This is a genomic window from Devosia sp. Z6_126, assembly GCF_058133495.1.
Map to the genome: position 1 here is coordinate 755,036 of NZ_JBYUNO010000003.1, position 15,164 is coordinate 770,199.

Consider the following 15,164-nt stretch of genomic DNA (forward strand, 5'->3'; position numbering starts at 1 on the left):
TAGATGCCGGAAACCCGCCGGCGCTCATGGATGGAGCCTAGCGGGAGTAACGCATCTCGGCCAAGTCGAGGTCACGAATGAGTTGCCGCGCGACCTCGCTTTTGAGCTTGCCGGTGCGCAGGCGCTGGCGGATTTCGGCGCGCTCGGCCCGCAAGGCGACAAGAACCAGCTCTTTTTCCACCCGCTCGTATTCGCTGCGCGAAATATCGAGCGCTTCCAGCTGCGAGTGGCCATCGAGCCGGCGCTGGTAGAGCTCGGCGAGCCGGGTGCCGACCGCCGCATAAACCGGGGCGTCGCTGCGCTCCTCGGGCACCTGGTCCAACGCCTTGCTTAGGGCCGCCAGGGCGGCGTCGGCCGCGGCACTGCGCGCATCGTCTTCCTGGGCCCGCGCACCCGATTCGGCCGGGACATCCAGATCGCGCAACAGGATGGGCAAGCCGATGCTGGCCACGATCAGGGAGGTGATGATGACGCCCATGGCGAGCAAGATCGCCAGATCGCGGGCGGGAAAGGCCGCCCCATCCAGCGTCGTGAGCGGCAGGGTCAGAATACCCGCCAGGGTAATGGCGCCGCGCACGCCGGCGAAGGACATGGCGGCGACCACACGCCAGTTGGGCGATTTGCGCGGCCCGGGCCCGCGAAAAAGTGTCAGCCGGAACGATACCCAGACCCAGGCGAAGCGCAAGGCGGCGAGGCCGACATTGATCGCCACGATGTAAATGGCGAGCCACCAGACTTCCGCATGACCAGTCAGAGCCACGGTTTCATGCGCCGCGCGGGCGATGCCGGGCAGTTGCTCGCCCAGCAGCACGAAAATCACGCCATTGGCGGCGAACTGGATCATGTCCCACACGGCATTTCGTCGAATGCGGGTGGTCGCGCGGGTGCGCCCCGACGCCTCGAGCAGGCTCATGGTCAGCCCCGCCGCTACCGCCGCAAGGATGCCCGAGCACTGCATATGTTCGGCGGCGAGATAGGCGGCAAAGGGGATGAGGAGGCTCACCAAGACCTTCGAGCCGGTGTCCTCACCCCAGCGCCCCGAGACCCGATCCTGGAGCCGGGTGATGAGCCAGGTCACGCCCACGCCGATGGCGATGCCCCCGAGCGCCAGCCACAGGAAGGTCAGCCCGGCATCATAAAGCGAGAAGGTGCCAGTGAGGGCCGCGGCACTGGCAAAGCGCAGGCAAACCAGGCCCGATGCATCATTGAGGAGGGATTCGCCATCCAGGATGTGCATCAGGCGCTTGGGGATCGGCACGCGCTGGGCAATGGCGGACACGGCGATAGGGTCGGTGGGCGACAGCACGGCGGCCAGAGCAAAGGCCACCGCCAGCGGCATGGCGGGGATCAGCCAATGGATGAAAAAGCCCATGCCCACCACAGTAAAGACCACCAGCCCAAGGGCCAGTTCCAGCACGGTGGAGGCGTCCTTGAGCAGATCTTCCTTGGGAATGCGCCAACCATCGAGAAACAGCAATGGCGGCAGGAAGAGGAGGAAGAACACGTCCGGATTGATCGTGATCCCCTGCCGCGTGCCGATGCTGAGCACCGCGCCAAAGGCAATCTGCACCAGGGGCACGGGAATGGGCCAGGGCAGCGCACGCGAGATGGCCCCGCTCAGCACCACGGCTAGCAATAGAACAAGGACTAGGGTGACGTCTTGCACAGCCTTGGCCTTTCACTGACAGGGGCGAACGTCGCCGCCCCGACCCGCGTTGCACCAAAAGAAAGGCAAACGCACTGCCGGGCGGGCGCCCAGCCCATTTCGGCGGCAGTCCTTAGTGCCCCGTGAGTTGAATGGCTTGGTGTTTAGCGGATGGGGGTGTGGCGAACTCCATCGGTTTGCTGCTTGCGGGGAGCAGAAGCACCACATAGGCTCCCCCTGCCGGACGGACACACAAGATGCCGCCGGCGACCCGTAACGGGAGGAACCCATGGATAGACGCAGTTTTCTGATGTCTTCGGTGGCGCTCGGCGCGCTCGCCGTAGCCCGCCCTGCCCTGGCGCAGGACCAATTGACCATTCTTGGATCGGTGCCCAATTTGGGATTTCCGTTCTTTGTGCATATGCTCAACCAGATCAAGGCCGAGGCCGGCAACCAGGGCGTTGCGGTGATCGAGAGCGACGGGCAAAATTCTGCGCCCAAGCAGACCGCCGACATTGAATCGGCCATCGTGCAGCAGGTGGATGCGATCGTCATTTCCCCGCTTGACGTCAATGCGCTGGCGCCCGCCATCGAGCAGGCCATTGCGGCCAATGTGCCCGTGGTGACCATCGACCGGCGCGTGGACGGGGTGGAAGGCATTCTGGCCCATGTGGGGGCCGACAATGTCAAGGGCGGCGAAGCCGAAGCGCAGGCGGTGGTGGACGCCTTCCCCGATGGCGCGACCATCTTCCACCTGCAGGGCCAGCCTGGGGCGGGTCCCGCTATCGACCGCAACAAGGGCGTGCACAATGTGCTTGATGGCATGGCCGACAAATACAAGATCGTCTTCGAGCAAACCGCCAATTTCGCCCGGGACCAGGGATTGGCCGTGACGGAAGCCGGGCTCGCGGCCAATGGCAAGCCCGATGCGATCATCTGTGCCAATGACGACATGGCGCTGGGCGCGCTCGAAGCCTGCGCCGCTCGCGGCTTCACCGACGTCAAGATCTATGGCTTTGACGCGCTGCCCGAAGCGCTGGCTTCGGTGCGCGACGGGGGCATGGCCGGCACGGTCGAGCAGTTCCCCGGCGAGCAATCACGCGAAGCGGTCAAGATCGCGGTGGCCTATGCCAAGGATGGCACCGCGCCGACCGAAACACTGGTGTTGCTGACCCCAGTGGTGATCTCCAAGGACAATCTGGACCAGGCCGAACGCATCGGCGAAGCCGGCTAAGCCGGATCCCGCCGGCCGGGGGCGAGGAGGCGCCCGGCCGGTTGCTTGCGCCAGACCCAGGAGGACAGGCCGATGGCAGCTCTTGCCACGTCACAGCCGTCGACGCCGCCCCTGCTCGAAGTGATGGGGATATCAAAACATTTTGCCGGTGTCGCAGCGCTCAGTGATGTGTCGCTAGATGTGCGCCCGGGCGAAATCCTGGGGCTTTTGGGAGAAAACGGCGCCGGTAAATCCACCCTGCTGAAAATCTTGTCGGGGGCGCAGCCGCCCTCGAGCGGGCGCATCGTTTTTGCCGGGCAGGATTATCGGCCCGCAACGCCCCAGGCGGCCAAGCGCGCCGGGATTGTGACGATCTACCAGGAACTGAGCCTCATCCCGACCCTGTCGGTGGCCGAGAACATCTTTATCGGTCGCGCACCGGTCGGACCGCTGCGCATCATCGACTGGCGCCGCATGCGCCAGGAAACCCGCAGCATCATCGCGCGGGTGGGGCTCAGCATCGACCCCGATACGCCGGTTTCGGCGCTGTCGGTGGCTGAACAGCAATTGGTCGAGATCGCCCGGGCGCTGTCGCTCGAAAGCCGACTGATCATCATGGATGAGCCGACCTCGGCCCTGACCGAGACCGAGGTCAGTCAGCTGCTCGCCATCATGGCCCGGTTGCGCGAGGAAGGCGTCGCCATCATGTTCGTCACCCACCGGCTCGAGGAAGCCTCGGCGATCTGCGACCGGATGACCGTGCTGCGCGACGGGCGACTGGCGGGGCATTTGCTGCGCGAAGGCGGCCCCATCCCGCTGCCGCGGATCATCGAGAAGATGGTGGGGCGCGCGGCCTCCGAGCTTTATACGCGGCCGGCGCAGCGGCATGCCGCGGGCGAGGTGCGTCTCAGTGTGCGCGGCTTGCAGACCATCCGCGATCCCGAGGCGCCCCATGCCATCGTGCTGGCAGGCATCGATCTTGATCTCAAGGCCGGCGAGATCCTGGGGGTGGCGGGGCTGGTGGGCTCGGGCCGGACCGAGTTGGCGCGGGCCATTTTCGGCGCCGACCGCATTGCAGCAGGCACAATGACGCTGGACGGGCAAACCATTGCCCCCGCCTCACCGGCCCACGCCATCGCGCTAGGGATCGGGCTGGTGCCCGAAGACCGCAAGCACCAGGCCATCTTTCCCATTCTCTCGATCCTGCAGAATTTTTCCATCGCCACTCTCGAGGCTTATTCCAATCGCCTGGGGATCATGACCGAGCGGCGCGAACGCCAGGCCTTGGGCGAGTTCAAGAAGATGCTCTCGATCCGCATGGCCTCGCCCGACCAGCCCATTGACGGACTCTCGGGCGGCAACCAGCAAAAGGTAATCCTCGCGCGCTGGCTGGCGCGTGACCCCAAGGTGCTGATTGTCGATGAACCCACCAGGGGTGTCGATGTTGGCGCCAAGGCCGAGGTGCACCAGATCCTCGTGCAACTCGCGGCGCGCGGGATCGCGGTGATGGTGATTTCATCCGAGCTCCCCGAGATCCTCGCGGTCAGCGACCGCATCGTCACCATGCGGCAGGGGCGCGTAAGCGGCACGATGCCCGCCAGCGAGGCGAGCGAAGAAAAGCTGATGGCGCTGATGGCGCTGGACCAGCCAGGGGGAGAACACCAATGAGCAGCACGACCGAACCGGTTCGGCGCAGCGGGCCCAATGGCTTTGCCATTGCCAAGCGCTTTGGTCCGCTGATCTTTCTGGTCGCGCTGATCGTGGTGTTCACCGCCATGAAGCCCAGCTTCATCGACCCCATCAATGTCTTCAACATCATGCGGCAAATCTCGATCACCGGGCTGATCGCGCTGGGCATGACCTTCGTCATCCTGACCGCGGGGATCGATCTCAGTGTCGGCTCGCTGCTGGCGTTCTGCGGCATGATCGCGGCCGTGGTGGCCAAAGGGGGTACGGCCAATTCGATGTCGCTGTCCGCTTCCGGATCTTCGGGGTTCGGCTGGTTTGCGGCCCTGCTTGCCGCGCTTGTGGTTGGCGCCCTGTGCGGCGCGGTGCAAGGGCTGACCATCACCCGGCTCAAAGTGCCGCCCTTCGTCGTGACGCTGGGCGGGTTGACGATTTTCCGCGGGCTCACGCTGACCGTCTCCAATGGTGGGCCGATTTCGGGCTTTGATGCGTCTATGCGCTGGTTTGGCACAGGGCTGGTTGGCCCGGTGCCGGTGCCGGTGATCATCTTTGCGGTGGCGGCGGTGCTGTGCCATCTTGTGCTGCGCTATACCCGCTATGGCCGCTCGGTATATGCGGTAGGCGGTAATGCGGAGGCAGCGCGGCTGTCGGGGTTGCGGGTCGATCGCATCCTTGTTTCGGTTTATGTGATCGTGGGATTCTTCTCGGGCCTTGCCGCCTTTGTGCTGGCAGCGCGGCTCAATTCCGCTGAAGCGGTGGCTGGGGCCGGCTATGAGTTGACGGTGATCTCGGCCGTGGTGATCGGGGGCACATCGCTGTTCGGCGGCATCGGCAGCGTGGGCGGCACGGTGATCGGGGCGGCACTGATCGGGGTGCTGCAGAACGGGCTGCAGTTCAACAATGTCTCATCCTACACTCAAAGCATTGTCATCGGGCTGATCCTGATCCTGGCGGTGGCGTTTGATCGCTGGCTCAAATCGCGGGCGCGGCTCTAGGCAGGCTCAGTCCGGGATGGGCAGGACCATCTGCTTGGGTGTGGCGGTGTTGCTGGGAGGCGTGAAGGCGGAGATGGTGACGCCCAGAAGGCGCACGGGTTTTCTGGGCGGAAAGGTCTGCGCCAGCAATTCGTCCACCGCTTGGGCCAGTTCGGCAGCGCTGCTGACCGGCTCGGGCCGGCTTCTGGCACGGGTAATTTGCTCGAAATCGGCGAACTTGACCTTCAAGGTGACGGTGCGGCCATAAAGCCCGCGCTTTTCGCCGCCCGCCCAGACCTTGTTGATCAGCGGGCGCGTCAGGGTACGCGCTTCATCAAGGGTGGTGATGTCCTGCCCGAACGTGTCCTCAGCGCCAATGGACTTGCGCTCGCGATTGGGTTTGACCTCGCGGTGGTCGACTCCCTGGGCGAGGTCGAACCAATATTGGGCCGAGCGCCCGAAATGGGCGACCATCTCGTCCATGCTCAAGGCGGCAAGATCGGCCCCGGTCATGATGCCAAGCCGGTGCATACGCGCTGCGGTGGCGGGACCGACGCCATGGAATTTTTCGATCGGCAGGGCGGCCACGAACTGGGCACCGCGCTCGGGGGGGATAACGAAATAATTGTTGGGCTTGCGGTAGCCGGAGGCAATCTTGGCGAGGAACTTGTTGTAGCTGATCCCCGCCGAGGCATTGAGGCCGGTGACTTCCTTGATCCGGCTGCGAATTGTATTGGCGATATCCCGCGCGAGGGTAATGCCCTGCTTGTTCTGGGTGACATCGAGATAGGCCTCGTCCAGCGACAGCGGCTCGATGAGATCGGTATGCTCTCGAAAGATCTCGTGGATCTGGGCGGAGACGGCGCGATACACGTCAAAGCGCGGCGGCACGAAGACGAGATCAGGGCATTTGCGCATCGCCGTGACGGAAGCCAACGCCGAATAAACCCCGAAGGCTCGCGCCTCATAGCTGGCGGCTGCCACCACACCCCGCGCGGCGCCATGACCCACCGCGACCGGCTTGCCGCGCAGCTCGGGATTATCGCGCTGTTCGACGGAGGCGTAGAACGCGTCCATATCGATATGTATGATCTTGCGGATGCTCACGAGGACGGCCTTGTTTCACCTGCCGAGCATAGGGGCGGAGCGGTCAGCCGGTGTCAGCAGCGTGGCCATGGCTATTTGGCCCACATATTGCGCATGCGCGCGCCAAGATCGGCCTGCACCGGCGTGGGGGTAAACCCGTCAGGCTGATAGGGCTTTACCGGCGGCCATAAAATATCCTCGAAACTGCCCAGCGTCGCACGCGGAATAAAGCGGGTGCGCTGGGCGTACAGATGCCGATCGCCATGGCGCGACTGCTGGGTGACGTAAAACCGTTGTGGCACCAGCAGATGCAGCTCGTCGCGGGCCCGGGTCATTGCCACGTAAAGCAGGCGCCGCTCTTCTTCCAGTTCATGGGTACTGCCGGTGCCCAGATCGGAGGGAATGCAGCCATCCACCACGTTGAGCACATGCACCGCCTTCCATTCCTGGCCCTTAGCCGAATGAATGGTGGACAAGATCAGATAGTCTTCATCGAGCAGCGGCACGCCGGCCTGATCGCTGGTGGCCTCGGGCGGATCGAGCGTCAGATCGGTCAGGAACCGCTCGCGGCTGGGATAGCCTGCCCCGATCTGCTCGAGTTGAACGATATCGGCCTGCCGGATGCTGGCATCCTCATAGGTGTGCTCCATGAGGGGCTCGTACCAGAGCCGGGCATAGCCCAGCTCGGCCGGCCAGCCGGCATCACGCCGGGACAGGCGCGTGACGAGTTCCACGAGCTCCTTCCAGCCCTGACCCGAGCGCGGAGGTTGGGGGATTTCTCCCAGAGCCCAAACGGGATCGGGCCCGGTCGCCAGCGCATCCAGCACCTTGCCGGCGGCCGCAGGGCCAATGCCCGGCAGCAGCTGGAGCACGCGGAACCCGGCCACCCGGTCACGCGGATTTTCCACCCACCGCAGCAGCGCCAGCAGGTCCTTGATATGGGCGGCGTCGAGAAATTTGAGACCACCGAATTTGACAAAGGGGATGTTGCGGCGCGTGAGCTCGATTTCGAGCGGGCCGGAATGGCTCGAGGTGCGAAACAGCACCGCCTGCTGCTTGAGCAAGACGCCGCCTTCGCGCGCTTCGAGCACCTTTTCAACGACGTAACGCGCCTGATCGGCCTCGTCGCGCACGGTGACCAGCAGCGGCTTGGCCTCGGACTGCCGCTCGGTCCAGAGATTTTTGGTGAAGCGCTCGCTGGCCTGCTCGATCACCGCATTGGCTGCGGCAAGGATCGGCTGGGTGGAGCGGTAGTTGCGATCAAGGGTGACGATGTCGGCCGCGGGCGAAAAAGCCGTGGGGAAATCGAGGATGTTGCGGACGGTCGCGGCGCGGAAGGAATAGATCGACTGGGCATCGTCACCGACGACGGTCAGCCCCTGCCCCTGCGGCTTGAGGGCGAGGAGGATCGAGGCCTGAAGCTGGTTGGTGTCCTGATATTCATCCACCAGCACATGATCGAACCGGCTGGCGAGATTGGCTGCGATGGCAGGCTCCTCCATCATCCCGGTCCAATAGAGCAGCAGGTCATCGTAGTCGAGCACGTTCTGCCCCTGCTTGGCAGAGACATATGAGGCAAAGAGGGCACGCAGCTCGTTTTCCCACATGGCGCACCAGGGGAAGACCGACTTCAGAACCTCGGCCAGATCACCTTGGGCGTTGACCACGCGCGAATAGATGGCGAGGCACGTGCCCTTGGTGGGGAACCGGCTCTTGGCGCCGCTCAAGCCCAGCTCGTGGCGCGCGAGGTTCATGAGATCGGCGGAGTCATCGCGATCATGGATGGTGAACGCAGGGTCAAGTCCGATCTGGACGGCATGTTCGCGCAAGAGGCGCGCACCAATGCCATGAAAGGTGCCGGCCCAGGCGAGAGCATCCCCGGCACCACCCGTATTGGTGCCGAGGACGCGCGCCAGGATCCGTTCGACTCGGCGGGTCATCTCGCCGGCACCCCGACGCGAAAAGGTGAGGAGGAGGATACGCCGTGGATCGGCGCCATTGACGACGAGATGGGCGACCCGATGGGCCAGAGTATTGGTTTTCCCCGACCCGGCGCCAGCAATCACCAGCAGCGGCGAAGAGCGATCAGCCCCAACCCCATGCTCCACCGCCCGGCGCTGCTCGGGGTTCAGGGTCTCCAGATATGAGGTATCGAACGCCACGAATCGCAAGGCTCCAGCTAGGCGGGCACCGAACCGTATTCCTGTTTTGTTCGCAAGAGCCGTGGCCAAGATGTCGCGGAAGCGCGGGCGTGTCGCGCTAGCCGAAGGTGTAATCGAACCAGATGTGATGCAGCTCCGCATCAATGCTGATGCCGCCCGAGCCGGTGATGCCCGCCAGCCCCCCGGTGCCACTGCCCTCGACAATGGCGAAGAATTCGTTGGCCCGATCACGCCCTTGCGTAGCGGCAGAATGGAGGAAATTGAAGCTGCCGCGCTTGTTGCCCAAGGAACCTTCGAAACTCTCCATGGCGAGGTACGACCCCACGCCCGAGACGCGATCAAAGGCGAAGGTGAAGATCGTGGTCGAGCGGCCGCTGACCTCGCCAGTGTAAAGCTTTTCCATCGTGCTCACCCCCACTGGCAAGCCGGTGACCACCGCGTCTGGCACATCCAGCTCTGCCTGCTGGAATCCCGAGACGGTGAATGTTCCCCTGACCTTCATTCCCAACCTCCCCTGCGGTTCTGCCTGCTATCATGCACGAGAACATTCAAAGAACAATACGGACGCGGCCGCGAGGTTCATTTGCCAAGGCGCGGGTTCCGACACCGGCATATTGCGGACATGGTTTATCCTCATGGGAACGCACAACCGGGGAAAAACCTGCCCGATCGGGTGTGACCTGCCGCGCGAGGCGACTATGGTCGCGCCAGCCGAACCCAAGAAGAAGAGCCATGTCCGAACTCGACAACCGCATTGCCGCCCAGATCGCCACCGAAGTGGGGGCCCGCCCGGCCCAGGTTGGTGCGGCGGTGGAACTGCTCGATGGTGGCGCCACGGTGCCGTTCATTGCGCGCTACCGCAAGGAAGTGACGGGCGGGCTCGATGATACGCAGCTGCGGCTCCTCGCCGAGCGGCTGACCTATCTGCGCGAACTCGAAGCGCGGCGGGCGGCGATCCTCAAATCGATCAGCGAGCAGGGCAAGCTCACCCCCCAACTCACCGCCTCCATCACGGGTGCGGCGACCAAGGCGGAACTGGAAGACTTCTACCTGCCTTTCAAGCCCAAGCGGCGCACCAAGGCGGAGATTGCGCGCGAGCGCGGGCTGGGACCACTGGCAGATGCCATTCTCGCCAATCGCAATGCCGACCCAGAAGCGCTGGCACAAGCTTACCTCAACGAACACGTACCCGGCACCAAGGAAGCGCTGGAGGGCGCGCGCGATATCGTGGTCGAGGGACTGACCGAGAACGCCGGCCTGCTCGGGCAATTGCGCAGCTATATGCGCGAGAAGGCGTTGCTGAGCGCCAAGGTGCTCAAGGGCAAGGAAGAGGCCGGGGCCAAGTTCTCGGACTATTTTGCCCATTCGGAACGCTGGAACAAGGTCGCCGGTCACCGGGCGCTGGCGATGATGCGGGGTCGCGACGAAGAATTTTTGAGCCTCGACATCGAGGTGGACGCGGACCTGCCCGACCCCGTCAAGCCGGCCGAGCGACTGGTGGCGGGCGCGCTCAAGGCGCAGGGCAATGGCGCCGGCGACCACTGGCTGCGCGAGGTTGCGGGCTGGGCCTGGCGGACGCGGCTGCGTGCGTCCTTGTCGGTGGACCTGATGGTGGAACTGCGCGAACGCGCCGAAGCCGAGGCCATTTCCGTGTTTGCCCGCAACCTCAAGGACCTGCTGCTCGCGGCACCCGCTGGCGCTCGGGCCACGATGGGGCTCGATCCCGGCATCCGCACCGGGGTCAAGGTCGCGGTGATCGACCCGACCGGAAAGGTGCTCGATACCGCAACGATCTACCCGTTCCAGCCGCGCAACGACGTGGTGGGGGCGCAAGCGGCCATCCAGGCGCTGATCCAGAAGCACCGGGTCGAACTGGTCGCTATCGGCAATGGCACCGGCAGCCGGGAAACCGAAAAGCTCGTGGCCGACCTCATCGAACGCCTGCCGGCGCCCAAACCCACCAAGGTGATCGTTTCGGAAGCGGGGGCTTCGGTTTATTCGGCCTCCCAGCTTGCAGCGACCGAGTTCCCCAATCTCGATGTGTCACTGCGCGGGGCGGTGTCCATTGCGCGGCGCCTGCAGGATCCGCTGGCCGAACTGGTCAAGATCGAGCCCAAGGCGATCGGGGTCGGACAATATCAGCACGATGTCGACCAGAACCGGCTCGGGCGCTCGCTCGATGCGGTGGTGGAAGACGCGGTGAACGCGGTGGGGGTCGATCTCAACACCGCTTCGGCGCCCCTCCTTGCGCGGATTTCGGGCCTTGGCGCCTCGGTTGCCGAAGCCATTGTCACCTATCGCGATGCCAATGGGCCGTTCCAATCGCGCAAGGCGCTGCTCAAGGTGCCGCGGCTGGGCCAGCGCACTTTCGAGCAAAGCGCGGGGTTCTTGCGCATCACCGACGGCACCGAGCCGCTCGATGCGTCCTCCGTTCACCCTGAGGCTTATGGCGTGGCGCGCCGGATCGTTGCGGCCTGCGGGCGGGATTTGCGCACGCTGATGGGGGACAAGGCGGCGCTAGCGGGGCTCGATCCCAGGAGCTTTGTCGATGAGCGGTTCGGGCTACCAACGGTGCGCGATATCCTGGCGGAACTGGAAAAGCCCGGCCGCGACCCGCGCCCGGCGTTCAAGACCGCGACCTTTGCCGAAGGCGTGGATGACATCAAGCATCTCAAGCCGGGCATGATGCTGGAAGGCACGGTGACGAATGTCGCCGCCTTCGGCGCCTTCGTGGATATCGGCGTGCACCAGGACGGGCTGGTGCATGTTTCCCAGCTGGCCGACAAATTCGTCAAGGACCCCCATGAGGTGGTCAAGGCGGGGGACGTTGTGAAGGTGCGGGTGGTGGAAGTGGACCTGCCGCGCAAGCGCATCGGACTGACCATGCGCAGGGATGGCGAGGCCGCCGCGCCGCGCGAACGTGGTCGCGAGCAACCAATGCGCCCCAGCCAGCGCCCGCCGCAGGAGGCCAAGCGCAGCACCGGCTCGCTGGGCGACATGCTGAGCGCTGCGATGCGCAACAAGAAGTAGCGCCGCCGACTGTGAGCCGGCGGCTAAATCAGAACAGCCGCCGGCGGGCGCGGCTACCAGCCGAAACAATGGGCACTACCGCAAGCAGGATCATGCCGACCATGCCCCCGATCGCCAGGAACCCGGCGGGGGTAATCTCGGCATCGACCTCAAGGCTTGCCCGGCCCCAGGCCCAACGGACGCGGGCCCGCGCCGGCGCATTGGGTGTTGCCCGAACCGGCACGAGCTTGCCGGCAGCCTCCTCGTCCATGATGAACTCCGTTGCTGAGAAAAGGAGCCGGGCACAGGGGCCCGGCCCATGCTGGCGTCAGGCGATGCCGGCGCCGCCGGTGACGCCAAACACTTCGCCGGTGATGTAGCTGGCTTCCTGGGACGCGAGCAGCACATAGATGGGGGCCAGCTCGACGGGTTGGCCGGGGCGGCCAAAGGCGCTGTCCGAACCCATCTGCATGACCTTTTCCTCAGGCTGGCCGCCGCTCGACTGCAGCGGGGTCCAGAAGGGGCCAGGGGCCACCGAATTGACGCGCACGCCATTCTCGATCAGCTGCTTGGAGAGGGCCTTGGTATAGGCGACGATCCCGGCCTTGGTGGTGGCATAATCGAGCAGGATGGCGGAGGGCTCATAGGCCTGGATCGAGGCCGTGGTGATCACGGCGGCGCCGGGCTTGAGATGAGGCACGGCGGCCTGGGCGATCCAGTGCATGGCGTAGAGATTGGTCTTCATCGTCTTGTCGAAATCGGCCGAGGTGACCTTGTCAATCGACTCGCGGTTCTGCTGCCGGCCGGCATTGATGACGAGGATATCGAGCCCGCCCAGCCCCTCGACGGCCTGGCTCACCAGCTGCTGGCACCAGTTTTCATCGGTGATGTCGCCGGGAAGCGCGATGGCTTTGCGCCCTTCGGCTTCGATCAGCTTGATCACCTCCTGCGCGTCGGCGGATTCGGCTTCGAGGAAGGAGATCGCAACGTCGGCGCCTTCGCGCGCATAGGCGATGGCAGCAGCACGGCCGATGCCGGAGTCGCCGCCGGTGATCAGCGCCTTGCGGCCCTTGAGCTTGCCCGAGCCCTGGTAGGAGGTTTCGCCGTGGTCGGGCACCGGATCCATCTTGCCGGCGAGGCCGGGCACGGGCTGCGGCTGGCGGGGAAACGGGGGCTTGGGATATTGGCTGCGCGGGTCCTGCATGGTGAGGCGGTCGGTCATGGCTCTCTCTCGAAGTGGGATGCCATGACCAACGATGGGTGCGGGCGTGAGTTCCGCAACAGGAGCGCACGGCAGCTTGCGATGGCGCTCGACCTTTCGGATTGAAAAGTCCCGGACAGACGCGGTGCCTGCCCGGGTAGAGTTGCTTAGTACAGCACGTTCTGCGCTTCGGGCTGGTCGATATTGTCCTTGGTGACAAGGACGACGCCGGTATCGATCTGCTCCTCGAGGGTTTTGCCGCCCAGAAGATCGAGCACGGCCTGCACGCCCAGCTCGCCCATCTGATAGGAGCCCTGGACGAGAATGCCAGAGAGCGTGCCGTCCTTGACAAAGGCCTGGAGGTCCTCGTTGCCGTCAAAGCCGATAGCGGTGAGCTGGCCGGCCTTGCCGGCCTGCACGATGGCGCGGCCCATGCCGATGGCGGTGGGCTCATTCGCGCCGAAGATCGCCACCAGGTCGGGATTGGCGGCCAGCACGTCGGTGGTCTGGTTGAGCGCGGTGGCCATCTGGGACTGGGAGTAATAGGGGCCGACGATTTCGAGCTCGCTATTGCCCTTGAGATATTCGGTGAAGCAGCCGACGCGGCCGATTTCCGAGCCAACACCGGCGACATAAGACATGACCGCAACCTTGCCGGTGGTGCCGGCGCCATCGATCACCGCCTGAGCAGCCATTTCGCCCGCCTTACAGTTGTCGGTGGACAGGAACGTCTGGTAGAGGCCTGCGCCGCTTTCGCCCAAGGCGGAGTCGATGATGGCGACGGGAATGCCCGCTTCGTTGGCGCGGCGCACGACCGGCACCAGTGCTTCGGGGTCGGAAGGGGCTAGGACGATGCCCGCGACGCCGCGATTGACCGCGTTTTCCACCAGGTTAACCTGGTCGGCCACTGCGGCTTCCGAAGCGGGGCCGTCAAAGCTCAGCGTATGCTCGGCATTGCCTTCGAGTGCGGCGGCAGCGCCCTTGTTGACGTTCTGCCAGAAGTTCGAGTTGGTGGTCTTGACGATCACCGCGATTTCGCCGGCCGAAGCCGCGGGGATGGTGAGGCAAAGCGCGGATGCGACGGTGCCAAGCAGGACAGATTTCTTCATGTTACTCCTCCGGTTATGAAGTTTTTGGGTAGGCGTCGTGATGCGCCGGTGCGGCTTACCCGCCCGGGCACATGGGTCATGGCCGAACCACGGCCTTGATCAGGCTTTCGCGGTCTTGGGCCAATTCGGCAAAGCGGCGGGGCAGATCGACAAGGGCGATCTCTTCGGACAAGAGGGCTGATGTATCGATCTGCCCCGCCCGAATCGCGGCCATCACCCGCTCGAAATCGGCGCGCAGGGCATTGCGGCTGCCGACGATACGGGTTTCGCGCTTGTGGAACTCGGCGTCGCTGAAGCGGATGTCGTCCTTGACGACGCTGACCAGCACATAGGTGGACCCATGCGCAAGGAGAGCAAAGCCGGCCTCGATGGCGCGAGCGGAGCCCGTGGCATCGAACACGACATCGAAACCATCGGCGAGATCGCCAGCAAGAATGCTGCCAGGATCGCTATGGAGATGCTCAAAGCCAAAGCGCTTGCCGGCCAGCTCCAGCCGCCGCGAACTGAGATCGAGCAGGTGCACTTCGGCACCCGCGAGCCGGGCGAATAGCGCCACGCCCAGTCCGATCGGGCCGGCGCCGGTCACGAGCACACGGTCGCCGGCGGCCAGTTCCGAGCGGGCCACCGCATGGGCGCCAATGGCGAGGAACTCGACCATGGCCGCCTGCAGATCGGAGAGACCGGTGGCGGGATAAAGATTGCCGACCGGCACGGCGATGCGGCTGCACAGGCCGCCGTCACGATGCACACCGAGAACTTCAATCCGGGTGCAGCAATTGGGCTTGCCCCGGCTACAGGCGCGGCAGGTGCCGCAGGAGACATAGGGGTTGATGACGACGAGCTCGCCCGCGGCCATGTCCCCGGCCGCCTCGACCAGCCGACCCGAGAGCTCATGCCCGATCACCCGTGGATATTGCAGATAAGGGTGCTTGCCCTCAAAGATATGGTAATCGGTGCCGCACAGCCCGACAGCTGCAATGTCCACCAAGGCCCAGCCTTCCGGCGCCTCGAATGGACGGGGAAGCTGGCGCAGCTCGAACAGTCCCGGCTCCACGCAGGTGCCGGCGGTCATGGTGCCC

At 64.7% G+C, this 15,164-nt stretch carries 12 protein-coding genes; 4 read left to right on the top strand and 8 right to left on the bottom strand.

Annotated elements, in window-relative coordinates:
• Window positions 1–37 precede the first annotated feature (37 nt).
• Window positions 38–1,666 carry a Na+/H+ antiporter gene (locus AC3YOG_RS15865; protein WP_489935755.1) on the bottom strand — a complete coding sequence of 543 codons (1,629 nt, stop codon included), beginning with the start codon at window positions 1,664–1,666 and terminating at the stop codon, window positions 38–40.
• A gap of 268 nt (window positions 1,667–1,934) precedes the next feature.
• Between AC3YOG_RS15865 and AC3YOG_RS15870 the strand changes: the two genes are divergently transcribed.
• The 3 genes from AC3YOG_RS15870 (at window position 1,935) to AC3YOG_RS15880 (ending at window position 5,539) form a co-directional block, all read left to right on the top strand.
• Window positions 1,935–2,879: a substrate-binding domain-containing protein gene (locus AC3YOG_RS15870; RefSeq protein WP_489935756.1), complete on the top strand. Its 945-nt coding sequence runs from the start codon at window positions 1,935–1,937 to the stop codon at window positions 2,877–2,879.
• A gap of 72 nt (window positions 2,880–2,951) precedes the next feature.
• Window positions 2,952–4,526, top strand: coding sequence for a sugar ABC transporter ATP-binding protein (locus tag AC3YOG_RS15875; protein WP_489935757.1), 1,575 nt, complete (start codon window positions 2,952–2,954; stop codon window positions 4,524–4,526).
• The gene (locus AC3YOG_RS15880) at window positions 4,523–5,539 is read left to right on the top strand and encodes an ABC transporter permease (RefSeq protein WP_489935758.1); all 1,017 of its coding nucleotides are present in this window, start codon (window positions 4,523–4,525) and stop codon (window positions 5,537–5,539) included. The genes AC3YOG_RS15875 and AC3YOG_RS15880 overlap by 4 nt, the downstream gene beginning before the upstream one ends.
• Before the next feature lie 6 nt (window positions 5,540–5,545).
• On the opposite strand, the gene dinB is transcribed toward AC3YOG_RS15880, so the two are convergent.
• The 3 genes from dinB to AC3YOG_RS15895 form a co-directional block, all read right to left on the bottom strand.
• Window positions 5,546–6,625 (bottom strand): DNA polymerase IV, encoded by a 1,080-nt coding sequence (gene dinB, locus AC3YOG_RS15885; protein ID WP_489935759.1) that lies wholly within the window; start codon window positions 6,623–6,625, stop codon window positions 5,546–5,548.
• 71 nt (window positions 6,626–6,696) lie between these two features.
• Window positions 6,697–8,766 (bottom strand): ATP-dependent helicase, encoded by a 2,070-nt coding sequence (locus AC3YOG_RS15890; RefSeq protein ID WP_489935760.1) that lies wholly within the window; start codon window positions 8,764–8,766, stop codon window positions 6,697–6,699.
• A gap of 97 nt (window positions 8,767–8,863) precedes the next feature.
• Window positions 8,864–9,268, bottom strand: coding sequence for a DUF3224 domain-containing protein (locus AC3YOG_RS15895; protein WP_489935761.1), 405 nt, complete (start codon window positions 9,266–9,268; stop codon window positions 8,864–8,866).
• Window positions 9,269–9,498: 230 nt separating this feature from the next.
• Here AC3YOG_RS15895 and AC3YOG_RS15900 point away from each other — a divergent pair, with 230 nt between their 5' ends.
• Window positions 9,499–11,796, top strand: a complete 2,298-nt coding sequence (locus AC3YOG_RS15900) for a Tex family protein (protein ID WP_489935762.1) — start codon at window positions 9,499–9,501, stop codon at window positions 11,794–11,796.
• A 28-nt stretch (window positions 11,797–11,824) separates the two neighbouring features.
• Here AC3YOG_RS15900 and AC3YOG_RS15905 read toward each other — a convergent pair whose 3' ends face one another.
• From AC3YOG_RS15905 to AC3YOG_RS15920, 4 genes are all read right to left on the bottom strand, one after another.
• Window positions 11,825–12,046, bottom strand: coding sequence for a hypothetical protein (locus tag AC3YOG_RS15905; RefSeq protein ID WP_127754235.1), 222 nt, complete (start codon window positions 12,044–12,046; stop codon window positions 11,825–11,827).
• 57 nt (window positions 12,047–12,103) lie between these two features.
• Entirely contained in the window at window positions 12,104–12,997 is an 894-nt protein-coding gene (locus tag AC3YOG_RS15910; protein WP_127754236.1) for an SDR family oxidoreductase, read from the bottom strand.
• Window positions 12,998–13,143: 146 nt separating this feature from the next.
• On the bottom strand, window positions 13,144–14,085 hold the full coding sequence (locus AC3YOG_RS15915) for an ABC transporter substrate-binding protein (protein ID WP_489935763.1): 942 nt from the start codon (window positions 14,083–14,085) through the stop codon (window positions 13,144–13,146).
• 76 nt (window positions 14,086–14,161) lie between these two features.
• A complete protein-coding gene (locus tag AC3YOG_RS15920) occupies window positions 14,162–15,157 on the bottom strand; it encodes a zinc-binding alcohol dehydrogenase family protein (RefSeq protein WP_489935926.1) in 996 nt (331 codons plus the stop codon).
• Between the last annotated feature and the right edge of the window lie 7 nt (window positions 15,158–15,164).